At 58.5% G+C, this 22564-nt stretch carries 20 protein-coding genes; 16 read left to right on the forward strand and 4 right to left on the reverse strand.

The window, feature by feature from the left end; genetic code table 11:
- From cobN to cobJ, 5 genes are read left to right on the forward strand one after another with little or no spacing between them, the layout of a single operon-like run.
- Positions 1–3282, forward strand: coding sequence for a cobaltochelatase subunit CobN (gene cobN / locus WG622_RS05530; RefSeq protein WP_339402655.1), 3282 nt, complete (start codon positions 1–3; stop codon positions 3280–3282).
- A complete protein-coding gene (gene cobG / locus WG622_RS05535; RefSeq protein WP_339402656.1) occupies positions 3279–4409 on the forward strand; it encodes a precorrin-3B synthase in 1131 nt (376 codons plus the stop codon). Before cobN ends, cobG begins: the two co-directional genes overlap by 4 nt.
- Positions 4409–5038 carry a precorrin-8X methylmutase gene (locus WG622_RS05540; protein WP_339402657.1) on the forward strand — a complete coding sequence of 210 codons (630 nt, stop codon included), beginning with the start codon at positions 4409–4411 and terminating at the stop codon, positions 5036–5038. The genes cobG and WG622_RS05540 overlap by 1 nt, the downstream gene beginning before the upstream one ends.
- Before the next feature lie 4 nt (positions 5039–5042).
- Positions 5043–5768 (forward strand): precorrin-2 C(20)-methyltransferase, encoded by a 726-nt coding sequence (gene cobI, locus WG622_RS05545; protein ID WP_339402658.1) that lies wholly within the window; start codon positions 5043–5045, stop codon positions 5766–5768.
- Positions 5765–6520 (forward strand): precorrin-3B C(17)-methyltransferase, encoded by a 756-nt coding sequence (gene cobJ, locus WG622_RS05550; RefSeq protein ID WP_339402659.1) that lies wholly within the window; start codon positions 5765–5767, stop codon positions 6518–6520. The genes cobI and cobJ overlap by 4 nt, the downstream gene beginning before the upstream one ends.
- Positions 6521–6529: 9 nt before the next feature.
- Here cobJ and WG622_RS05555 read toward each other — a convergent pair whose 3' ends face one another.
- Positions 6530–7267 carry a cobalt-precorrin-6A reductase gene (locus WG622_RS05555; protein WP_339402660.1) on the reverse strand — a complete coding sequence of 246 codons (738 nt, stop codon included), beginning with the start codon at positions 7265–7267 and terminating at the stop codon, positions 6530–6532.
- Here WG622_RS05555 and cbiE point away from each other — a divergent pair.
- From cbiE to WG622_RS05610, 11 genes are all read left to right on the forward strand, one after another.
- Entirely contained in the window at positions 7266–8462 is a 1197-nt protein-coding gene (cbiE, locus tag WG622_RS05560) for a precorrin-6y C5,15-methyltransferase (decarboxylating) subunit CbiE (RefSeq protein WP_339402661.1), read from the forward strand. The two genes, WG622_RS05555 and cbiE, sit on opposite strands and share 2 nt — an antisense overlap.
- Entirely contained in the window at positions 8459–8824 is a 366-nt protein-coding gene (locus WG622_RS05565) for a cobalamin biosynthesis protein (protein WP_339402662.1), read from the forward strand. Before cbiE ends, WG622_RS05565 begins: the two co-directional genes overlap by 4 nt.
- On the forward strand, positions 8821–9615 hold the full coding sequence (cobM, locus tag WG622_RS05570) for a precorrin-4 C(11)-methyltransferase (RefSeq protein WP_339402663.1): 795 nt from the start codon (positions 8821–8823) through the stop codon (positions 9613–9615). Before WG622_RS05565 ends, cobM begins: the two co-directional genes overlap by 4 nt.
- A gap of 24 nt (positions 9616–9639) precedes the next feature.
- On the forward strand, positions 9640–10971 hold the full coding sequence (locus WG622_RS05575; protein ID WP_339402664.1) for a cobyrinic acid a,c-diamide synthase CobB: 1332 nt from the start codon (positions 9640–9642) through the stop codon (positions 10969–10971).
- Complete coding sequence (cobA, locus tag WG622_RS05580) at positions 10968–11687, forward strand: uroporphyrinogen-III C-methyltransferase (RefSeq protein WP_339402665.1); 720 nt, start codon at positions 10968–10970, stop codon at positions 11685–11687. The genes WG622_RS05575 and cobA overlap by 4 nt, the downstream gene beginning before the upstream one ends.
- Positions 11688–12443: a precorrin-6A synthase (deacetylating) gene (gene cobF, locus WG622_RS05585; protein WP_339402666.1), complete on the forward strand. Its 756-nt coding sequence runs from the start codon at positions 11688–11690 to the stop codon at positions 12441–12443. It abuts the gene before it with no gap.
- Positions 12444–12698: 255 nt separating this feature from the next.
- On the forward strand, positions 12699–13430 hold the full coding sequence (locus WG622_RS05590; RefSeq protein WP_339402699.1) for an ABC transporter ATP-binding protein: 732 nt from the start codon (positions 12699–12701) through the stop codon (positions 13428–13430).
- Positions 13431–13468: 38 nt separating this feature from the next.
- Positions 13469–14206, forward strand: a complete 738-nt coding sequence (locus WG622_RS05595) for a transporter substrate-binding domain-containing protein (protein ID WP_339402667.1) — start codon at positions 13469–13471, stop codon at positions 14204–14206.
- 58 nt (positions 14207–14264) lie between these two features.
- On the forward strand, positions 14265–15128 hold the full coding sequence (locus WG622_RS05600; protein WP_339402668.1) for an ABC transporter permease: 864 nt from the start codon (positions 14265–14267) through the stop codon (positions 15126–15128).
- Positions 15125–15925 carry an ABC transporter permease subunit gene (locus tag WG622_RS05605; protein ID WP_339402669.1) on the forward strand — a complete coding sequence of 267 codons (801 nt, stop codon included), beginning with the start codon at positions 15125–15127 and terminating at the stop codon, positions 15923–15925. Before WG622_RS05600 ends, WG622_RS05605 begins: the two co-directional genes overlap by 4 nt.
- 105 nt (positions 15926–16030) lie before the next feature.
- Positions 16031–16765, forward strand: a complete 735-nt coding sequence (locus WG622_RS05610; RefSeq protein ID WP_339402670.1) for a helix-turn-helix domain-containing protein — start codon at positions 16031–16033, stop codon at positions 16763–16765.
- Here the strand turns inward: WG622_RS05610 and WG622_RS05615 are convergent.
- From WG622_RS05615 to WG622_RS05625, 3 genes are all read right to left on the reverse strand, one after another.
- On the reverse strand, positions 16748–17431 hold the full coding sequence (locus WG622_RS05615) for a hypothetical protein (RefSeq protein ID WP_339402671.1): 684 nt from the start codon (positions 17429–17431) through the stop codon (positions 16748–16750). The genes WG622_RS05610 and WG622_RS05615 overlap by 18 nt on opposite strands.
- 205 nt (positions 17432–17636) lie before the next feature.
- Positions 17637–19493 (reverse strand): SLC13 family permease, encoded by a 1857-nt coding sequence (locus WG622_RS05620; RefSeq protein ID WP_339402700.1) that lies wholly within the window; start codon positions 19491–19493, stop codon positions 17637–17639.
- Between the two features lie 183 nt (positions 19494–19676).
- A complete protein-coding gene (locus WG622_RS05625) occupies positions 19677–22289 on the reverse strand; it encodes a choice-of-anchor D domain-containing protein (protein ID WP_339402672.1) in 2613 nt (870 codons plus the stop codon).
- Positions 22290–22564 lie beyond the last annotated feature (275 nt).

The raw sequence follows: 22564 nt of genomic DNA on the forward strand, positions 1-22564 counted from the left end.
ATGCACGTCGTCTTTCGCGAAAGCCACGGGCTCGAGGAAACGGAAACGCCCTTTGACGTCGGACAGACTCCGGCGGATCTGGTGGTATTGTCCTATTCCGACAGCGACCTCGGCGCGTTCGCGGCGGGCTGGCATCGAGGCAAGGATGATCTGCCGTCTCTGAGGCTCGCGAATATCTCGGCGTTGAAACACCCGCTGTCCGTCGACACCTATGTCGAGAACACGCTTGAGGGCGCGAAGGCCGTTTTGGTGCGTTTGATCGGCGGCATCCCCTATTGGTCCTACGGCATCCAGCAATTGCAAGATCTGGCAAGGCGCAAGGGAATTGCCCTGGCCGTGCTACCTGCGGATGGGCGGCCTGATACACGGCTGGACGAGGTCTCGACCCTGCCCAAGTCGACACTGGAACGCCTTGCGCATCTTTGTGACACGGGCGGAGCCGTCGCGGCGCAGGCCGCTTTGGCGCAATTGGCGATTGCGGCGGGGATCTATGCGAAACCTGTGGTCGGATCCAAACAACTGCCAGACTTTGGCGGCTGGACACCCGAAACCGGGGTCTGTGACGCCCAGCGCACGACAGACAAACCGCTCGTCGCGCTGACCTTTTATCGCAGCTATGTCAGCTCGGCCGATCTCGCCCCGATTGAAGCCATGTTCACTGCGCTCCGAGCACGTGGCTTCGAGGTTATGGGACTGTTCGCACCCACTCTCAAACAGCCAGAAGCGGCGGCTTGGATTGCGCAGACCTTGCAAGAGCTTGCGCCCGCTGCCGTCGTGAATGCCACGGCCTTTTCCGGCAAAGGCAGCGATGGCACCTCGCCTTTGGATGCCACAGACGCGCCGGTCTTTCAGATCGCTCTGGCGACCTCGCGCAAGAAAGCCTGGGCTGAAAGTGAACGCGGCCTTGCACCAGCAGACCTTGCCATGCACGTGGTTTTGCCAGAGGTCGACGGGCGGCTTTTCGCAGGCGTGGCCTCGTTCAAAGAGCCGGGCAAGAAAGACCCAGACCTGCAGTATTCCCGCTTTGGCCACCGCGCCCATGCGGATCGGATCGAGGCCGTGGCCGACAAAGTCGCGGCATGGGTGAAGCTGTCTGAAACGCCAGTGCCCGAAAAACGAGCGGCGGTGGTTCTGTCGACCTACCCCGGAGCCGATTGGAATATGGCCCATGCTGTGGGTCTAGATGCTTTAGCGAGTGCTGAGGCCATCGTAGAGGATCTCGCGTCCGAGGGGTTTGAGACCCACGGCGGCGACGCGGGCTGGCTCGGCGCGGCGCTCGGCACTCAGTCCCTGCGTTTCTCGCTGGTGGAGTATACCGAAGCGCTAAGCGACCTACCTCAAGAGTTGGTCGAAGATTTGACAGAGGTTTGGGGGTCTCCTGAAACGGACGCTCTGGTCAAAAACGGCGTCTTTGAATTCGCAGCAATCCGGCGGGGCAATGTCATAATCGCCCTCCAACCAGAACGCGGATCAGAAGACGTCCGCGAGGACGAATACCACGACCTTGCCCGCACCCCGCGCCATTCCTATGTGGCCTTTTACCTATGCCTGCGGAAAAGCTTTGGCGCAGATGCGCTCATCCACGTAGGCGCACACGGCACGCTGGAATGGCTCCCCGGCAAATCCGTCGCCCTGTCAAACACTTGCTGGCCCGAAGCACTAGCGGGCCATATGCCCGTCATCTATCCGTTCATCGTCAACGACCCCGGCGAAGCCGCCCAAGCCAAACGCCGCATCGGTGCCGTAACACTGGGCCATGTGCCTCCGCCCTTAAAAGAAAGCGCGGCCCCGCAGAGGTTCGCCCATCTGGAAAGCCTCTTGGACGAATTTTCCAACGCCGACGGCCTCGACCCGAAACGCAGAGATCGCTTGCAGGACGGTATCCGCGACGAGGCAGAGGCTCTGGGGCTGGCTGCGCAATTGGGATTAGACGGGGCCACCTGCCTCGCCGAAGCCATAACCCGCATCGACACCTTCGTCTGTGACATCAAAGAAAGCCAATTCGGCGACGGGCTGCATGTCTTTGGTCGCGCGCCGGAAGGCCAAGAGGCCTTTGACGCGGCCCCTTCTGCAACATCGGAACGCGCAGCCTTAACGCGCGCGCTAAAAGGCAAACGGATCGAAGCCGGCCCCTCTGGCTCACCTTACCGAGGCCGCACCGACGTGCTGCCGACCGGTCGCAATCTCTTCACCACTGACCCTCGGTCTGTGCCCACCCGCTCCGCCTATGCACAGGGCGTCAAACTCGCCGAGGAACTGGTCCGCCGGCACCTCCAAGAAGAAGGCGACTATCCCAAGAACCTGATCGTAGATCTCTGGGGCTCGGCCACCATGCGCACGGCAGGCGAAGAATTCGCAATGGCGCTCCATCTCTTGGGCGCGAAGCCTGTGTGGGATGAAGGGTCTGAGCGGGTTTCTGGTGTCGAAATTCTTCCAATCGCCATGCTCGACCGCCCGCGCATCGACGTGACTCTGCGCGTCTCGGGCCTGTTCCGCGATGTGTTTCCATCGCTCTCAGCGCTCTTTTCACAGGCCGTTCGCGCTTTGGCGACCCGCGAGGAATCCCGCGACTGGAACCCTTTTGCTGGCGACACCCCTGCTCCGCGCGTCTATGGCCCAGCGCCGGGCAGCTATGGGTTGGGCATTGGGCACCTGACTGACTATGGCGCAGAGGGCCGCTTGCGTGCTGGCGAGGCTTGGTTGTCGGCCTCCTCCTGGGCCTTGGATCAGGACACACCGCACCAAGACCAAACGGGCATCCGCGACCGTGTGGCCGCTGCCGACAGTTTCGTGCATGCTCAGGATCTGCCAGAAACCGATATCCTTTTGGCCGTCGATTACGCCAGCCACGAAGCAGGCTTCGCCGCCGCGCAATCTATCACGGGCGGAGACGCAAACCTCTATCACCTCGACAGCACCAATCCAGAGCGCCCCCGCGCTCGAGCTTTGGACGAAGAGGTCGCTCGCGTAGTGCATGCCCGCGCCACCAATCCTGATTGGCTGGCGGGCATGATGCGCCACAGCTTCCGCGGTGGGGCCGAGATCGCCGCGACGCTCGAACATATGGCAGCCTTTGCGCATCTCGCCGACGCCGTACATCCGCAACTCTTTGACGCTTATCACGATGCGACCCTTGGGGATGACGCCATCGTGGCCTTCCTGCAAGAGCACAACCCAGAAGCACTGGCCGCCATGCAGGCCCGATTTGCCGAGCTTTATGAGGCAGGTCTTTGGCAAACCCGACGCAACTCGATCCTCGCGGATCTGGAGCGCATCGCGTGAGCCGCCCCGCCGCCAAAGGCTGGTGCCCCGGTGCCTATAGACCGATGATGTCGGGCGATGGGCTGGTTGTACGGATCCGACCAGTTTTTGGGCGCATGACGCGCGATCAGGTGATTGGCCTATGTGACTTGTCAAAACGTTTCGGCTCGGGGGTCATCGACCTGACCAGCCGCGCAAATATGCAGATCCGAGGCGTGTCAGAGCGCGATCACGAAACGCTTCTCGAAGCGTTAAACGAGCTAGACCTCTTGCCCGATGATCCAGACCTTGAGGCCCGTCGCAACATCCTTCTGCCCTTCGATTGGCGCGCTGGGGACGCGAGCCATGTGATCGCGCAAAACCTCATGGCGCGCTTGCATGACTTGCCAAACTTACCCGCCAAGTTCGGAATGGCGATTGACGCAGGCCCTGCCCCCATCTTGACGAAAGCCTCCGCTGACATCCGTGTAGAAGCTGCTGAAACTGGTCTTATCCTCCGCGCCGATGGAGCGACGACCGGCAGACCTGTTACAGTCGACACCGCGGTCGATGCCATTATTGACCTCGCGAAGTGGTTCGCTGGCCATGCAACGGGCGAACTGCGTCGCATGAAGTCTCTGTTAGCCATTCAAGAGCTCGCACCAGATTGGCAACAGATCGCACCACGTGCCCCGCATATCAAAGCCACGCCGGGCCCTCACGCGCTGGGACAGATACTAGGGGCTCCCTTTGGTCAGATTGACGCCAAAGCCCTGCTCAATCTCATCGAGACCAGCGGGGCAACTGCACTGCGCACGACCCCGTGGCGGCTGTTTCTGTTGGAGGACGCAGTGCCCTGCGAGACCTCTGATTTCATCACATCGGCAGATGATCCACGCCTGACTGTGGACGCATGCCCTGGGGCTCCGATGTGCCAATCGGCCTCGGTTGAGACCCGCGACCTCGCGGCCTCCCTCGCCGGCATGACCAACAAACGCATTCACATCAGCGGCTGCTCCAAAGGCTGCGCCCGCGCGCGACCCTCTGACCTGACATTGGTGGGGCGCGACGGCATGTTTGACCTTGTGAAAGACGGCCACGCATGGGATGCCCCCATCCTGACAGGCCTCAGCCCTGACGACCTAAAGACCCGCATCGGAGAGTTTTGATGCCATACGAATACGAGAAAAACGGCCAAGCCATCTATGACGAGAGCTTTGCCACCATCCGCCGCGAGGCCGCCCTTGGGGACTTTGACAAGGACGAGGAGCAGGTCGTCGTGCGCATGATCCATGCCGCAGGCATGGTCGGGCTAGAAAAACACGTCAAATTCACCCCCGGCATGGTCGCCGCAGCGCGGACCGCCATGGAAGGCGGCGCGCCGATTTTTTGTGATGCGCGTATGGTCTCTGAGGGCGTCACCCGCCCGCGCCTGCCTGCGGACAATGAGGTAATCTGCACGCTGCACGCCGACGGTATCTATGAGCTGGCCAAAGAGATCGGCAACACGCGCTCTGCCGCCGCTTTGGAACATTGGCGCGACCGATTGGGCGGCGCGATTGTGGCGATTGGCAACGCGCCGACGGCCCTCTTCCACCTTCTGAACATGCTCGAAGACCCGACCTGCCCACGCCCTGCTGCAATCATCGGTTGCCCCGTTGGCTTCATCGGAGCCGCCGAGTCCAAAGACGCGCTTTGGAATGACCGGCCGGTACCCTGCATGATCGTCGAAGGCCGTCTGGGTGGATCCGCCATGACAGTCGCTGCGATCAACGCCATCGCCAGCCGCAAGGAATAGCGCCATGACAGGAACCATCTACGGCATCGGCCTTGGCCCGGGCGACCAAGAGTTGATGAGCGTCAAAACCGACCGTCTCTTGCGCAATGCCAAACACGTGGCGTTCTTCCGCAAAGCTGGCCGCAAGGGACAAGCGCGCCAGATCGTCGAAGGCATGATCCCCGAAGGCGCGGTCGAGTTCCCAATGGAGTATCCGGTCACAACCGAGATCCCTCTAACCGATCCGCGCTATAACGAGATCCTCTCGGCCTTTTACAAAGAGGTCACCGACCATCTGATCGCGCTGGCGCAATCTGGCGAAGACGTGGTGGTGCTCTGCGAGGGCGACCCGTTCTTCTACGGCTCCTTCATGCATATCTACACCCGCGTCAAAGACGTGGTCCCGGTCGAGGTCGTCCCCGCCATCACCGGTATGTCTGGTGCCTGGACGGCCACCGGTGCGCCGATCACTTGGGGCGACGATGTTCTGACCGTGATCATGGGCACACATTCCGAAGAAAAGCTGGTCGAGCACATCCAGCTAACAGATGCCCTCGTGATCATGAAAATCGGCACGAATTTCGACAAAGTGGTGCGCGCGCTGAAAGCGGGCGGTAAATATGACGACGCGTATCTTGTGCAATTCGCGACCATGCCGAAACAGACGGTCTGCAAACTCTCTGCGATGACGGAAAAGGTCACCCCCTATTTCTCGATCATCATCGTCCATGGTCAGGGCCGCCGCCCATGAGCGGATCTGTCGTAATCGCAGGCCTCGGGCCCGGCAATGATGCGCTCGTGACGCCAGAAGTCACGGAGGCGCTTGCCAAAGCCACCGATATCGTCGGCTACATTCCCTATGTGGCACGCGTAGCGGAACGGCCGGGCTTAACCCTGCACCCGTCAGACAATCGGGTCGAAATCGACCGGTCTCGGCATGCGTTAGAGATGGCGTCCGAGGGCAAACACGTGGTCGTGGTTTCATCCGGAGATCCCGGCGTCTTCGCCATGGCGGCCGCAGTTTTAGAAGCGGTCGAACACGGAGAGCCTGCGTGGCGCGACATCGACATTCAGATTCTGCCGGGCATTACGGCGATGCTCGCGGCGTCCGCCGCCTGCGGCGCGCCCTTGGGGCATGATTTCTGCGCGATCAACCTCAGCGACAATATGAAGCCGTGGGAGCTGATCGAAAAACGCCTGCGGCTGGCGGCGGAGGCAGATTTCGCGATGGCTTTCTACAATCCGCGCTCGAAATCACGCCCCGAAGGCTTTGGCAAAGCGGTCAAGGCCCTCCAAGAAGCCTGTGGCGACGACCGGCCCATGATCTTTGCGCGCAATGTCAGCCGTCCGGATCAGACGATCAAGATTGTCCCGCTGACCGAGGTCACTGAAGACATGGCCGACATGCGCACGGTCGTGTTGCTTGGCAACTCGCAAACCCGATTGATTGAACGCTGCAACGCGGACCCGCTGATCTATACGCCGCGTTCGGTCGAGGGTTAGACGCCCGTGTTAGCTTTGCGCCAACCACTCCAACACGGCTTCTACAGTCGCCCCCTCTCGGCGCGCTGGGAGCGCAGGCCTGTCGATCATCACCACCGGCAGACCCAGCGCCCGCGCGGCATGGATTTTCGCCTCAGCCCCAATGCCGCCCGCGTTTTTGCAAACAACGATGTCGACGGCTTGGTCTTTGAACAAAGCAATATCGCCTGCCACATCAAAGGGGCCGCGCGCGACGACAACACTGTGTCTGGGCAGGCTCGGCGCGACACTCGGCGCATCGACCAAACGCAATACATAATGGTGCTGCGGCTGGGCCGCAAAGTCTTCAACATGCATCCGGCCCAGCGCCAACATGATGCGTTTTGGCGATCCTTCCAGCGCGGCAACTGCCCCGGCAATATCGGGCACATGGGTCCATTGGTCCCCCGCCTCCCGCGCCCACGCCGGACGCGTCAAAGCCATCAGCTCCACGCTAGCCTCTGCGCAGGCGTGAAAGGCGTTCCAACTCATTTGCGCGGCAAAAGGGTGCGTGGCATCAACCACATGCGTGATGTTATGCTCGCAAAGGTATGCCACCAGACCCGCCACGCCACCAAAGCCTCCGACACGCTGCGGGATCGGTTGGGTCTTGGGGCTGTCCACGCGGCCTGCATAGCTGAAGGTCGCGGGGATACCTGCCTCAGCCACCGCCCGCGCCAAAGCGCTCGCCTCGGTGGTGCCGCCCAGAATAAGGAGATGTGTCGACATGGCTGACGCGAAACCTTGGTTGACCATTGTGGGTTTGGGCGAAGATGGCCCAGAAGGGTTGTCTGCGGCAAGCCTTGCAGCTTTGCAAGAGGCCGAGGTCATTATGGGCGCGAAACGGCACTTGGGATTGCTGCCGGACGTGACCGCTGAGCTGGTTGAATGGCCTGTGCCCTTCGCCGATGGCCTTGCGATCTTAAATGGGTTTAAGGGCCGCCAAACGGTGGCCTTGGCCTCGGGCGATCCCTTCTGGCATGGCGCAGGCAGCGCGATCACCCGCGCGCTTACTCCAAGCGAATGGCGCGCGCTGCCGGGCAGCGGGATGCTCTCTTTGGCAGCGGCGCGGCTGGGTTGGCCTTTGGAAACCACGCCGAGTTTCGGTCTGCATGCGGCCCCTTTTGCACGGCTCCGCCCGCATTTGGCGTCTGGGCAAAGGATTCTTGCGACCATGCGTGACGGAGAGGTCGTGAACTTGCTTGCGCACTGGCTCACGGACCAAGGTTTTGGCGCAACACAAATCCATGTCCTGCAGGCGCTCGGCGGGCCTCGCGAACGGGTCTTCACCATCCGCGCCGATGAGGGCACCAATGAGGCCGCTCACCCCGTTTCGGTTGGTCTTGAAATTGCGGGTGACGGCGCGTCGATCCCTCTGGCCTCAGGCCGACCGGACGTCTTGTTTGAGAACGATGGCCAGATCACCAAACGTCCCGTCCGTGCGCTGACCCTATCGGCCCTTGCGCCCAAACATGGCGAGCATCTCTGCGACATCGGCGGCGGGTCGGGCTCGATTGCAATCGAATGGCTGATGAGCCATCCATCCCTGTCGGCCACCGCATTTGAAATCAACCCCGACCGTGCAGCGCGGATCAAAGAGAACGCGGACAGCTTTGGCCTGACCCTGAACGTAGTTTCAGGCGCCGCGCCGAAAACGCTTGAAGGACAAAACGCGCCCGATGCCATCTTTATCGGCGGCGGTATTTCCGAGGAAATGCTCGCGTGGATCTGGGCCAACATCCCCGCAGGCACCCGCCTTGTCGCCAACGGCGTCACGCTCGAAGCGGAGGCTCTGATCGCCAAATGGCATGCCGACAAAGGCGGAGACCTCATGCGCATTGAACTCGCCCAGTCCAACCCGCTGGGTCGCAAACGCGGCTGGAAATCCAGCTACCCCATCGTGCAATGGAGCGTCACCCTATGATCGTCGCAGGTTTCGGGTTCCGCGCGGGGGCCACGAAAGACAGCCTCAAGAACGCCTATGACCGCCTCGGCGGCGGCGCGGATCTTTTGGCGGTACCGCAGGACAAAGCTGGCGCTCTCTGCATTCGCCAACTGGCGGCAGAGCTTGACCTCAAGGTTCTGCCCATCGACTCCGAGGTGATGCAGGCCATCGAAACCCCAACACAAGCCGCCCGCGTTATCGAAAAACGCGGCACTGGCAGCGTTGCCGAGGCTTGCGCTCTGGCAGCGGCTGGCGCAGAAGGGCGGCTTATGGCGCAACGTCATATTTCAGAGGACCGCATGGCCACATGCGCTCTCGCCATCAAGGACGACGCAAGATGACCGTGCATTTTATTGGCGCAGGCCCGGGGGCCGCAGATTTGATCACCCTTCGGGGCCGCGATCTGATCGCGTCCTGTCCTGTGTGCCTATATGCGGGCTCTCTGGTGCCAGAGGCACTCTTGTCCCATTGTCCCGAGGGCGCGCGGATTGTGAACACGGCCCCGATGGATCTGGACGCGATTGTCGCCGAATGCAAAGCCGCCACCAAGGCAGGCCAAGACGTGGCACGGCTGCATTCCGGAGACCTCTCGGTCTGGTCCGCCATGGGCGAGCAGCTCCGCCGTTTGCGTGCCGAGGGAATCCCCGTATCTGTCACCCCGGGTGTGCCGAGTTTCGCGGCCGCAGCGGCGGCTTTGGAAACAGAACTCACGCTTCCGGGCCTCGCGCAATCGGTGATCCTGACCCGCACGCCGGGGCGCGCCTCGACCATGCCCGAAGGCGAGACCCTCACGAACTTCGCAGCCACCGGCGCGACATTGGCGATCCACCTATCGATTGGCAATCTGGACAATGTGATCGCAGACCTCACGCCCGCCTATGGCGCGGCCTGCCCCGTAGCGGTGGTCTATCGCGCAAGCTGGCCCGATCAACAGATCATCCGCACCACACTGGCAAGCCTCAAGGCAGATGTCCCCGAACACGTCAGCCGCACCGCCCTGATCCTTGTCGGCCCCGCACTCGCGGGCGAAGGCTTTGAGGAAAGCTGCCTCTACGCCCATGATTACGACCGCCGTTACCGTCCCCAGACCGCTGAAAGCCCCTGGGCCAGCTGGCAACATGGCGATGATTGAACAAAGAACGAAAGGCACTGAGTGATGAGTTTCGTCCCCGGATTGATGATTTCCGCGCCCTCCTCGGGCACCGGCAAAACCACCGTGATGCTCGGCCTTTTGCGTGCCTTGGCCGAGGATGGCCTGAAGGTTCAGCCGTTCAAATCTGGCCCCGATTACATCGACCCGGCCTTCCACCGCGCCGCCGCGCATCGGCCCAGCTATAACATCGACACATGGGCCATGCCCGAAAGCCTGATCGCAGGGTTATCAGCGCAATCCGAGGGCGCAGAGATCATTGTCGCTGAAGGATCGATGGGGCTGTTTGATGGCGTCGCCACACGGGGAGAGTCTGGCTTTGGCTCCTCTGCCGAAACCGCCCTGATGATGGGCTGGCCGGTTGTGCTGGTCATCGACGTCGGCGGCCAAGCGCAATCTGCCGCCGCCACGGCGCTTGGGTTCAAAATGTACAATCCAGATCTGCCCTTTGCGGGCGTGATCCTGAACCGCTGCGCCAGCCCGCGGCATGAACGCCTTGCGCGCCTCGGCATGGATCAGGCGGGTATCAACGTGCTGGGCGTTCTACCTCGCCGCGGAGACCTCGCCCTTCCAGAACGCCACCTTGGTCTGATCCAAGCCGTCGAGCATCCCGACCTCGAAGCCGCCATCGCAGGCTATGCTACGTTTTTGCGCGAAAACGTCGACCTTGAGGCGATCAAGAAAGCGGCCCTTGAGGGTAGCAACGGCGGCCCCTGCCCGCCCACAGGAGACGCCACCCTCCCCAAGCCACCCGCGCAGAAAATCGCCATGGCGCAGGACGCGGCGTTTTCTTTCACCTATCCGCATCTGGTCACCGGCTGGCGCGCGGCGGGCGCGGAACTGGTGCCGTTTTCGCCCCTCGCAGACGAAGCCCCAGCCCCAGACGCCGATCTGGTCTGGCTGCCCGGAGGCTATCCTGAACTGCATGCAGGCAAACTCGCCGCCGCGACCAACTATCAGACCGCCCTGCGCAAACACGCAGAAACCAAGCCCGTCCATGGAGAATGCGGGGGCTACATGGCCTTGGGCGATGTTCTAATCGACAAGTCAGGCGAGAAACACCAGATGGCAGGCCTTCTGGGTTTGGTGACCTCGTTTCAGAAACGCAAGTTCCACTTGGGCTATCGCCAGGTCACGCTCAAAGCACCGATGCTTGGCTATGAAGCAGGTCAACGCCTGCGCGGGCATGAGTTCCACTATACAACAATTCTAGAAGAACCCGACGCGCCTCTGGCCGAGGTCGCAGATGCCGATGGCAATCCGGTGCCGGAAACCGGATCCATCAAAGGCAATGTCACGGGCACCTTTTTTCACATGATCACGGAAGCTAAGTCATGAGTGGTTTCGTCAGTTTCGTCAGCTCTGGTCCCGGAGACCCCGAGCTTTTGACCCTGAAGGCGGTGGACCGTTTGGGCAAAGCCGATGCGGTCCTGTTTGACGACCTGTCTGCAGGCCCGATCCTTGAACACGCGCGCAAGGACGCTGACCTTGTGGGCGTCGGCAAACGCGCCGGTCGGCCTTCACCGAAACAGCATCACGTCAGCCAGCTATTGGTCGACTACGCCAGCAAAGACGCCCATGTGGTGCGCCTGAAATCCGGCGACAGCGGCATCTTTGGCCGCCTTGAAGAAGAGATCACCGCTCTTAAAGAAGCGGGCATCGACTACGAAATCATCCCCGGCGTGACCTCGGCCTCGGCCGCTGCGGCTGCCGCTGGCATCCCCCTGACCCGCCGCCTTGTCGCACGACGTGTGCAATTCGTGACGGGCCATGACGTGGCTGGTGCCCTCCCCGGAGACCTGAACCTGCAAGCCCTCGCCGACCCGGGTGCCACCACTGTTTTATTCATGCCCAAACGCACCTTCCCTGAACTGGCGGAAAAGCTCTTTGCCAGCGGATTGCGCCGCGACTGTCCGGCCCTTTTGGCCGAAAGCGTAAGCCATCCGGAACAGACCCTGCAGCGCAGCACCATGGAAGAGCTGGCGGCACAGCTCAAAGAAGAGATCTCGACCGCGCCCGGTCTGATCCTGTTCGGCGAACTGGCGGAGGCGTAGATGATCGAGCTGTCTCTGGTCGGCATCGGCTCGGGTAATCCCGAGCATCTGACGCTGGAAGCGATCCGCGTGTTGGAAGAGGCCGACCTGATCCTATTGCCGCGCAAAGGGGATGAGAAGACAGAGCTTGCCGATCTGCGTCGCGATATCGTTGCCGATCTCCTGAAAACAAAGCCCAAAGTCGTGGAATTTGACTATCCGGTGCGCGATGCGAAGACGCCAAAATATCTGGATGGCGTGAACACGTGGCATGATGCCTTGGCCGAGATCTGGACAGGTTTGATCGCCGAACACGGCAGTTCCAACGCCAAAGTCGCCCTCATGGTCTGGGGAGACCCGAGCCTTTATGACAGCACGCTACGCATTGCCGAACGTGTTGCGACGAAGGGCATCAGCCTAAATACCCGCGTCGTGCCCGGCATTACGTCTTTGCAAATGCTGACCGCTGCCCACGCGATCCCGCTGAACACGCTGGGCGCGCCGGTGCAGATCACGACTGGTCGCCAGTTGCGCGATCATGGCTGGCCAGAGGGCGTGGATACGCTGGCGGTCATGCTGGATGGAGAATGTTCATTTCAGCACGTTTTGGACGTCCCTGCGAGGATTTATTGGGGTGGCTATGTGGGCATGCCGCAGCAGATTCTGCGCTCGGGTGAGCTGTCGGGTCAATGTGACGAGATCATTGAAACCCGCGCCAAAGCCCGTGCTGAAAACGGCTGGATTATGGATATTTATCTATTGCGTCGCACCGCCTGACACGCGACCTAAAGAACCACATCCCCGCCTTGATCAAAATCACGCCACAGGCGACTACGGATCGTCAAAACACGCCACTAATTTTCGTCAAACCGTTGACTGAACGGCACAATCGTCCGTTTGCCACTTGCGCTGATTTTCAAATTACAGCAGTCTCACTGGATCACGCGGCATGAGGGTAAGCCCGCGTGGCAAGACGATGAGGGGACCTGCTTGCTCGATAATGCTCCTGCGCTGATCGCAGAGGATATCCATATGAGCTTCGGCGATTTGGAGGTTCTCAAAGGCGTATCGCTCACCGCCCATGAGGGCGATGTGATCTCTATTCTTGGCTCTTCGGGGTCGGGAAAATCAACCTTCCTGCGCTGTATCAATTTTCTGAACGTGCCTGACAAAGGCCGCGTCGTGCTTGAGGGCGAAGAGGTCTCGGTGCGAAAGGATGCCAAGGGCAATATCATCGGCGCGGATGCAAAACAGATCCAGCGTCTGCGGTCGCAGCTGGGGTTTGTGTTCCAGAGCTTTAACCTCTGGTCCCATATGACCGTTCTGCAAAACGTCATGGAGGGCCCGGTTCAGGTCTTGGGCCGTCCTAAGGACGAGGTGCGCGAAGAGGCGTTGAAGGTGCTCGACGAAGTCGGCATCGCGCAGAAGGCCGACGCATACCCAAGCCAGCTTTCGGGCGGGCAGCAACAGCGTGTGGCCATTGCCCGCGCCCTAGCAATGAACCCAAAGGTTCTGTTGTTTGATGAACCCACCTCCGCGCTGGACCCCGAACTCGTCGGTGAAGTGCTTCGCGTCATGCGCCAATTGGCCGAACAAGGCCGCACCATGGTGGTTGTGACCCACGAGATGGGATTTGCCCGCGAAGTCAGCAACCGCGTTATTTTCCTGCACAACGGCAAGGTCGAAGAAGACGGCCCGCCCGAGCAGGTCTTTGAAAATCCGAAATCAGAGAGATGTAAGGCCTTTCTGGCCAGCATCCTGTGACCAACCAACTAAGAAAACAAAAGCTTAGGGAGTAAACTATGACAACTTTTCTGAAACTCGCAGGCGCAGCCACGCTGGCAGCGACCTTCGCGGCCTCTGCTCTGACTGCAGAAACCATCCGCATGGGCACCGAGGGCGCCTACCCTCCGTATAACTTCATCAACGATTCCGGCGAGATCGACGGCTTTGAGCGTGAGGTGGGTGACGAGCTGTGTAAGCGCGCAGGTCTGGAGTGTACCTGGGTCACCAACGAGTGGGACAGCATCATCCCGAATCTCGTATCCGGCAACTACGACACCATCATCGCGGGCATGTCCATCACCGCAGAGCGTGACGAAGTCATTGACTTTACTCAGGAATACTTCCCACCAGATCCATCCGCCTATGTCGCTCTGTCCGGCGCGGACATGGACGTGAAAGGCGGCGTAGTCGCGGCGCAAACCGCGACCATTCAGGCGGCTTATGTGGCTGAATCCGGCGCAACGCTGGTTGAATTCGCAACCCCAGAAGAGACCGTCGCGGCGGTACGTTCCGGCGAAGCAGACGCGGTTCTGGCGGACTTCGCGTACCTCAAGCCAATCGTTGATGCATCTGGCGGCGAGCTGACCATCGTAGATGACAGCGTCTCTATCGGTGGTGGCGTTGGCATGGGTATCCGGGAGTCCGACGGCGAGCTGAAGGCGAAAATGGACGCAGCGATTGCATCGATGAAAGCAGACGGCACCCTATCCGATCTGATCGCCAAGTGGTTTGACGGCCGTATGGTCAAGTTCTAATCCACTGATCTAAATCTCAAGGCCGCCTTCGGGCGGCCTTGCAGCGATTGTCCCCCTGATGTTTGAATTCTGCGCTGATCCAAAAAGTCTTGAAGGCTTTGTCTGGTGGTCCTGTTACCTGACCAACGGCAAGCATATGGCGTTCTATTTCAGCTTCATCACGGTGCTGTCGCTCTTGCTATTTACCGTCCCGCTGATCATGGCGCTTGGCTTTGCAGGCGCGCTTGCGCGTCGCTCGCAGATCGCGCCGGTGCGGTGGTTTGGCTGGGTCTACACCTCGATGGTGCGCGGTGTGCCCGACATCATCTTTTTCCTCTTCGCGCTGATCGCCTTGGATCAGGGGATCGAATATCTGCGCCACGTTGCGCTCTGTCCCGATTGGGCAGAGCCCATTCGCCAAGGCAATGATTTCCGCGTCTGCCCCGAGGCCAAGATGCCGCTTGGGACCGCCCCGCAATGGATCCACGAGATCTATGGGTTTGTGCTGGCCGCCGTTGGCTTTGGTATCGTTTTCGGAGCCTTTGCCGCCAATACACTCTACGGTGCCCTGAACGCCGTACCGCATGCCCAGCTTGAAACCGGTGTCGCCTATGGCATGTCTCCGCGTCAGATTTTCCGCCGCATTCACCTGCCGCAGATGTGGGTTTATGCGCTGCCCGGGCTGTCCAACCTGTGGATGATCCTGATCAAGGCCACGCCGCTTCTGTTCCTGCTTGGTGTCGAGGACGTTGTCTATTGGGCACGCGAGTTGGGCGGGTCGAAAACCGCGATCTTTGACTATCCGCATGGCGACTGGCGGCTTGGTTACTTCATGGTGCTTTTGGTGTTCTACCTTTTGCTGACCTGGGTCAGTGAGAAAGCCTTTGGGCGCATCACCAAATGGGTCAGCCGTGGCCAGGCCACCGTCGGAGGCACCACATGAGCTGTTTTGAGACGCTTCAGGATTATGGTTTGCGTGCGGTTGGCATAGGCGAACGGCTGCTCCCTAAGACCGATTTCACGCTTTGTGAGCACGTGGTGCTGATCGGATCCGGCATGATCTGGAACCTCTATTTCGCGTTTTTCGCGCTGTTGCTTGGATTCTTTCTGGCGATTGGCCTCGCGACTTCTCGTGCCTCGACGAACCCATGGCTGCGCCTGCCTGCCCAGAGTTTCATCTTCGTGATCCGAGGCTCGCCCCTCTTTATCCAGTTCTTCATCGCCTATGAGACCTTCGTTCTGATCCCAAAGCTCGGCTATGATCTGAACCTTGGGTTCATCGAGATCACGGTCGAGACCCGTTGGCTAACAAAGGCCTGGTTGGGGGCGTTGATTGTTCTGTTCCTGAACACCTCGGCATATACGGCGCAGATCTTTTACGGTGCGCTTCAGGCCATTCCGCGCGGCGATATCGAGGCCGCAGACGCGATCGGCATGAGCGCGCGGACCAAGTTCCGCCGGATCGTTTTTCCGTCCATGCTGCGTCTGGCTTGGGAGAGCTACACAAACGAAGCAATCTTTCTTTTTCACGCGACGGCCCTGGTGTTCTTTGCCAGCTTCCCAGCGTGGCGGCAAAAAGGCGATGCGCTCTATTACGCGAATTACTTTGCGGACAAGACCTTCAACCCCTTTGTCCCCTACCCGATTATCGCGGCCTATTTCATCTTTTTCACACTCGTGCTGATCCTCTTATTCACAGCAGTCGGACGAAGGCTAAACCGGCACGTCAAAAAGGCATGACACCGCAATTTGACCTAAAGTCACACGCAAAAATACACGTTTTCGTTGACTAAACCCGGGATTGTATCCATATTCGTGTAGTTTTTTTGGATCGATTTTATACGCATGTACAAAAACAAGACAGACGCCCCTTACGTCGGCACGCGAATCGAAGAGCTTTGTCGACATAAGAAGATTACCCTAAGAGCGCTTTGCCACGCGGCCGGGCTAAAGTATCAGACCTTGCATGCGCAGATCTCAAACCAGCGACATATTCCCTTTGAGACCATGCGCAAAATCTCAGAGGCGACTGACACTTCCCTCAGCTGGTTTGCAAGTGATGAGCCGCCTTCCCTGCTCACGGAAAGCGATGTCACACCTTTGTCGGATGCGCTGTTTGATCAACTTTTGCAGACCACAAAACTGCGACATGCTCAGGATGAAAAGGTTCTGGACGCCCATTCCCTGGCGCTGATCTATTATCGCTCGGGCGGGCTGTTGAGTGGGCTGGAGCCCTACATCGAACAAGTCGACATCTTTCATGCGCCGCAACATGGTGACACGCGGCTACGCGTGTTCCGCATGGGCAAAGAAAGTCTGACGTCCAAAACGTTGAAACGCACCGACATCGAGCAATTGCAGGCATCCCTAGATGCAGCGCCTCCACAGCTTCGGATGCGGTTTCTGGCTGACTATCAGCAGGCGGCCAAAGGTGAATTTCTATACACAATCGAAACCCTGAATGCGGCCGCGGTTGATCATGGCGAACGCATTCGGATGGACTACTTGCGGCTCTTGATCCGGTTTGACTCCGAGGACCACGGGCCCCTGATCGTAAACCTGTCAGAGCTTCTCCGGTGAGTCCGTCAAAAGCTTGGCATAATAGCTAAAGTACTTCTGGCTCACAAAAAAACAGGCGTCGTCATCGCGATGGTATTTGGGGGCATTTGACCAAGTCTGGGCGTTGTGAATTACAGTGTTAAACCCATAGAATTTCATCGCGCCACGACCTGCGTCCTTTTCTTTAACAAAGGCATAGACGGAGGACGGGTCGAACTTGAGCATGGCAAAAGCAATCGCGAAATGCGTAAATCGTTTCAGCACGCGCCCTGCCTTCGCACCGCGAAATTCTTCATGCACGATCAGATCGCCGAAATATGCCAGTCGACCAGAGAGATAGTCGTCCACTGGCGGTGCCACATGTACCACGGCCCCTCCCGTACGGTCATAATGGCGCGCCACGCAATTGCGCCAGAACTGGCTGAGTTTCATGCTGCCCAGATCGTCAAACCGGCAACCACCTGCGGCAACGGTTTCGTCGCCTCGTGTCAGCAGCAGCCAGAAACAATTGTTCGGGGTGAAATCATTCAGAAAAGGCGACAGGCGCGGCGTCAGATAGGGTTTCCCCAGGATTTCGACAAGGTCTCGAATTTTGCTAAGGTCTTCCACATGCAGGATCTCATAACCATCGTCCTTTAACCGCTGACGACACTCTGACGCCAAAGCGTTGAAAATAAAGTCACTCAAGTCACGGCCCCACAATAGTCAGAGGATGGAAGTGCGACGCTTATGGGGCTTCTCACAAACTCCCCACACGCCGCATTAACCTTTGCCCCACAAATCGAGAAAATATCAATGCATATCTACAAAATGCGCATCCACAAATGCAGATTGCATCTGTCGCACGCCTAATGAGGTCGCGCGTCGCGCCTATTCCAGATCGCAGTTTGGCTTAGTAGATGAAGTTCATGACCGTCAAAGAGACCAGCAGGAATAAGACAGTCATAATGCCACCCGTGCGCATAAAGTCTGTCACCTTGTAGCCGCCCGGCCCCATGATCAGCGCGTTCACCTGATGGGTTGGGATCAAGAACGAGTTTGAGGTCGAAATCGCAACGGTCAGCGCAAAGATCGCCGGGTCCGCCCCTGCCGCCACTGCGATCGAGACCGCGAGCGGTACCAAGAGCACCGTGGCACCGACATTAGACATCACCAGCGTAAATCCGGTCGCGAGCACCGCAAGCCCCACTTGCAACGCCCAAATGGGCCAACCGTCTAATAGACTCAGAATCTGAAACGCGATCCATTCCGCCGTGCCGGTATTTTGTACGGCCTGCCCCAAGGGGATCAGGCTGGCTAAGAGGAAAACCGTCGACCAACTAACGGCCTCATAGGCTTCGTCGATGCGAAGAACATTGGTTGCGATCATGCCGGTGGCCCCCACCAAAAGCGCGATAGACAGGCGCAGATCGGTGAAGAGGATCAGCCCCAATGCGATGAGGAAAAACACTAGAGCCCAAGCCACCTTGTGCGGACGCAGCTCGTCACGTGGGTAGTCTGAGGTCACGACCACCAAGTCGCGTCCTTTAGAGATGCGAGTCAGATTGTCCCAAGCCGTGAAGGCAACCAGAGTGTCGCCCGCCTGAAACTCCACTTGCCCCACATTCGTGGCCTCGTGTTCTTCGGTTTCAACAAGACTAAGGGTTTCGCCGCCGCGGTGAATGGCCAATAGCCCTAGGCCATAGGTTTTGCGCATTGCCAAACTGCGTGCGGTTTGACCGATCAGATTGGAATCGGGCGGAATAACCGCCTCGGCGACGCCTGATACGGTGGGAGCATACGTCTCGGCAAAGATGTCGAGCTCTGGCAGAACCTCTAGCCCATAATCATCCGCCATCGCCTGAATAACCTTACGCCGCCCAAGCACAGCCAGACGACAGGGATCCTCGACTTCGGTATCCAAGGTTGGCGTGAACCATTTCTGACCACGGTGATAAGAGCCGATGATATAGAGATTATGGGCCAACATGATATCAGAGAAACTATGCCCCCGCAGAATAGAGCCCTCGGGCACGACGACCTCTACGAGGTCGGACTTTAGCCCGTAGATCTTTTTCAGATAGTCGCGCACAGACTGACCGCTGCCCGCTTCGGATTTCATCGCGCTGCCCGGCAAGACCCACCGCCCAAGCAGCATAAAGTAAAGGATGCCCGTTACGATAAGGCAAACACCGATCGGCGTAACGGAAAAGAGAGAAAAACTCTCCATCTGCTGATCCGCCGGCAGAACCGCGTTCGAGGTCACCAGCAGGTCATTCAGCAAAATCAAGGGCGACGAGCCGACCATTGTCATCGTCCCACCAAGGATCGCGCAAAAGCCCATGGGCATCAAAAGCCGGCTCATGGGGATTTCCGTACGGACCGAAATTCGGCTGACGACTGGCAGGAAAAGGGCTGCGGCACCGACGTTTTGCATGAAGCTGGAAATTACGCCGACTGTGCCGGAAACGATTGGAATTATTCGAAATTCCGTCTTTCCACCATACTTCAAAATCGCGGCTGCCACTCGGCTCATCAGGCCGGTTTTATCGAGTCCGGCGCCGATAATCATAACCGCTATGATCGAAATAACGGCATTGGACGCAAAACCATCAAACAGCCTGGTCCCATCAGCAAGGTTTCCCAACCCGGGAAATTGCGACAACAGTCCAAGAGAGACCATGACAAGGATTGCGGTGAAATCGATCCGAAAGAGTTCGGTGACAAATAATGCGATAGTGACGCCCAAAATCGCGAGAACGACACCCATTTCATACGTTAGTTCAACTGGCAAAACACACCTCACTTGCCGCCAAGATGTCACAAAAAAAGCGTGTCTGGCTAGAAGTTTATCTGTCTGGTGCAGGATTTCGGAGAAATTGAATTGGTTCTCATAGGCCCAGCTCAGTCACGTGCTGCTAAGCGCACTCTGAGGAGTCCTGCCGAAGACTGCTCAAAAAGCCATCGAAAGGCTTGCCCCGAGTGACGATTGTTTCAAATCGCCAGCCTCTGCATACCCAAAGCGTAGCCCGTAATTTAAAGACCCACTCTGGTTTGAGGCTTCCATACTCAAGTTAAGTCCCAGACCGCAGTGCTTACTGGTTTGCGTTGAACTGGTTTGGCGACGACACATGGTACTCGGCTCAACATTGAACTGGGCATCCACGTTGGGACTTAGAGCCACGGGAAAGATCACTTTTGTAGACGCGGCGAGCTCGGCAATCGTGACTTGCCCTAGGTCACTCGTTGCGAAGGCAGTCGTTCCAAACCCCGAAGTATTGAAACCTACGACACCGACGTCCGTCTGCCCAAAATCAAAAGAAAGCGCCGGTCGAACTTCAAACCTGCGCATCGTGTGACTGCCTGAAAGTTCCAGCCCGGCGTAGTAAGACTCACTATCGTAACTTGCATCAAAAGTCGTCAGGCCAGAGCCGCCGGTTGAAGCCGTACTTCCAGAAAAGTCGCTCCAGGTTTTGCCAACGCCCAGATAGGCCGTCGCAAACAAGTTCTCGGCGATGCGGTTCAGGGCATATCCACCGCCAACAAGCCCGACACTATCAACATCCCCAGAGATCGTGCCTTTAACGTCGGACCGCGCAACGGAACCGCCGATGAAGACCCCCAGCGAAAACGTCTCAGACCGCTCATATTCCCAACTCACGCGTCCTGCGGCTTGCCCAGTCATAGAACCCGTCTGGTCCTCTACGAGCGCAAAATCCCCGAATGCATAGCGGCTTTTGCCCAAGCCCGGTGTGGTCGACAGGTCGTGAAAATTGCCCTCCATCCGCGATGCGAGATCGTTGATATTAAGTTGCAAAAAGCCGCCCAGATCATTGCGCGTGCCCGCGTTGTCCGACGCCGTATCACGCCCGATGAAACGATCCAAAGCCATGCCCATCATTGCCGTATTTGTCGACATTTCGGTCACGAGCATGCGGCGCGCGTCAGACTGAATGACGTTTTGCAACTCTGCTTCATTCGCCTGAAACTCTGACAGCGCATTGCCAGACAGCACAGAATAGCTCGCCACATCATTTACATTCCCCGCCCCATCAACGAGCGTATTTGCAGGAACAGTGACGGAGACCGTTTGCCCAAACGTCGGAGAGACCAGAACCGAATAGGACGACGGCGCTGAAGTGGCATCAAAATCAGACAAAGCCGCGTTTGTCGCAACAAGATCGCCCAAAGCGAGGGCAGCTGTCGTTCCGCTTACGTTGATCGTGACCCTGAAATCAGAGGACTGAACATCGCTTGGCCCCGATATGGCAACCACAGGTCCGGTACCGTCAAAGGTCCAGCCAAGTTGCGTTGCCGCTGTGTTGCCGTTGGCGGATCCATCCGTCGCGGAATTGGCCGGGACGTCTACGGTCACCGCGCCATCTGAATTTGCCGTGACATCGAAGGTGAAAATCGGGTTGAGCGTGTCGTTGAAGTTGCTCACGGTAGCATTAGCCGACACCACTACATCGCCAGCCACAAACCCCGTGACCGCCTCACTGAAGGTTGCGGTCACAGTGATCGTACTCACATTCGTGGGGTCTGCCGTCACCGATCTGCTTAATGTTACGGTAGGGTCAGTCACATCCACACCGGTCCCCTGCAAGGCAAAGGTATATGGATCGTTGGTCGGATCGTTCGAATTTATCTGAAGAACGGCATTCCGGACCCCTGCAACCGTCGGGGCAAAGGACACGGTGAAATTTGTCGTCCCCCCACTAGGCGCTGTATTCGTGGCGGGCGCAGAGGTCACACTGAACTCTGACGCGGCATCGCCGGAAAACGTGATACTTGAAATCGTGAGTTGGCCGGTGCCGGAGTTTGCAATGGAAAAATTCTGCGTTGTGGCTGTGCCACCAATATTTGCCGCACTCAGAATTGTCCCATCCGCCGCGCTCGGCGTTGTATCTCCGGAAGGGATTGCAATGAGGTTGCCGCTTACAGCAAGTGCCGGAGATGTACCTGCCGCTGCCCCACCATAGGCACCGCCGGAAATCGTGCCGGCGGTCATATAATAGTCACCGCCAACGCGCGAGATTGTGGACCCGGAGAGCCCATAAGTCCCGCCACCGATCGCGGGGGCCAAGGCGGTCAACACGCAGCTGGCACCATCAGCGAGGATCACCTCTCCCAAGGTTGTACCGACACCGGTAATCGAGGTCGCACCGGGGCATGTGAGCGTTGAAATATTACTCGCCGTCTGAGTCGTGCCTTCTGCGAAGGCAACGCGCATACCATTTGTGTCCGTCGCCGCAACGTCGCCGTCGTGTGGCAAAGCAAGGCACAATGCATCAGATGTTCGTCTGCCAGCTACAAAACGCGCTTGAAAGGCACATTGGTTGGGAAGATCGCTGTATTCAGACGTAAAGATCGACGCAGAGCCTGCGTTGCATGTATTCCCATCCGCAGTAAAAACGCCCGGTATTGCACCGTCGCCGGGAATACCTCCACCGATAGTCGTTGTAGGGCAAGCAAGCTGAGCTTGTGCGTCTTCTGTGCTCGCCAACAGCAGTAACGCTGAAACAACCGCCAAAAAGCCTATCAAGAGCGCTTGCCGAGCCAGCATTCGGAAATATCCCTACCAGTGAGCTTGAAAAGCTAACAAGGGTAACTGCTTGGTTCTATAGACCTTTTGTTTATTGAAGCCAGATTCGGTGGTGAGGCTGGCTTTCAAGTAACAGTTTCAATTCATTGAGGTTTTGTTTTCGTGAGCCGGCTTTGGCCCTTCGACCTTGAGGGTGTGAGCCTGCGGAGGTTACGCCGTTAATCGATTGATCTGGATGATCACTTGTATTCTGAAGGTGTTGTGTATTTTTTATTCGACCTGGTTGCGGGAGTAGG

Source organism: Cognatishimia coralii (genome assembly GCF_037478305.1).
GTDB classification, from domain to species: domain Bacteria; phylum Pseudomonadota; class Alphaproteobacteria; order Rhodobacterales; family Rhodobacteraceae; genus Cognatishimia; species Cognatishimia coralii.

Bases quoted from the DNA above. Each gene is read 5' to 3' on its own strand.
- cobN (WP_339402655.1), top strand. From the start codon at position 1: ATGCACGTCGTCTTTCGCGAAAGCCACGGGCTCGAGGAAACGGAAACG.
- WG622_RS05540 (WP_339402657.1), top strand. From the start codon at position 4,409: ATGCCATACGAATACGAGAAAAACGGCCAAGCCATCTATGACGAGAGC.
- cobI (WP_339402658.1), top strand. From the start codon at position 5,043: ATGACAGGAACCATCTACGGCATCGGCCTTGGCCCGGGCGACCAAGAG.
- cobJ (WP_339402659.1), top strand. From the start codon at position 5,765: ATGAGCGGATCTGTCGTAATCGCAGGCCTCGGGCCCGGCAATGATGCG.
- cbiE (WP_339402661.1), top strand. From the start codon at position 7,266: ATGGCTGACGCGAAACCTTGGTTGACCATTGTGGGTTTGGGCGAAGAT.
- WG622_RS05555 (WP_339402660.1), bottom strand. From the start codon at position 7,267: ATGTCGACACATCTCCTTATTCTGGGCGGCACCACCGAGGCGAGCGCT.
- WG622_RS05565 (WP_339402662.1), top strand. From the start codon at position 8,459: ATGATCGTCGCAGGTTTCGGGTTCCGCGCGGGGGCCACGAAAGACAGC.
- cobM (WP_339402663.1), top strand. From the start codon at position 8,821: ATGACCGTGCATTTTATTGGCGCAGGCCCGGGGGCCGCAGATTTGATC.
- WG622_RS05575 (WP_339402664.1), top strand. From the start codon at position 9,640: ATGAGTTTCGTCCCCGGATTGATGATTTCCGCGCCCTCCTCGGGCACC.
- cobA (WP_339402665.1), top strand. From the start codon at position 10,968: ATGAGTGGTTTCGTCAGTTTCGTCAGCTCTGGTCCCGGAGACCCCGAG.
- cobF (WP_339402666.1), top strand. From the start codon at position 11,688: ATGATCGAGCTGTCTCTGGTCGGCATCGGCTCGGGTAATCCCGAGCAT.
- WG622_RS05590 (WP_339402699.1), top strand. From the start codon at position 12,699: ATGAGCTTCGGCGATTTGGAGGTTCTCAAAGGCGTATCGCTCACCGCC.
- WG622_RS05595 (WP_339402667.1), top strand. From the start codon at position 13,469: ATGACAACTTTTCTGAAACTCGCAGGCGCAGCCACGCTGGCAGCGACC.
- WG622_RS05600 (WP_339402668.1), top strand. From the start codon at position 14,265: ATGTTTGAATTCTGCGCTGATCCAAAAAGTCTTGAAGGCTTTGTCTGG.
- WG622_RS05605 (WP_339402669.1), top strand. From the start codon at position 15,125: ATGAGCTGTTTTGAGACGCTTCAGGATTATGGTTTGCGTGCGGTTGGC.
- WG622_RS05610 (WP_339402670.1), top strand. From the start codon at position 16,031: ATGTACAAAAACAAGACAGACGCCCCTTACGTCGGCACGCGAATCGAA.
- WG622_RS05620 (WP_339402700.1), bottom strand. From the start codon at position 19,493: ATGGGTGTCGTTCTCGCGATTTTGGGCGTCACTATCGCATTATTTGTC.
- WG622_RS05625 (WP_339402672.1), bottom strand. From the start codon at position 22,289: ATGCTGGCTCGGCAAGCGCTCTTGATAGGCTTTTTGGCGGTTGTTTCA.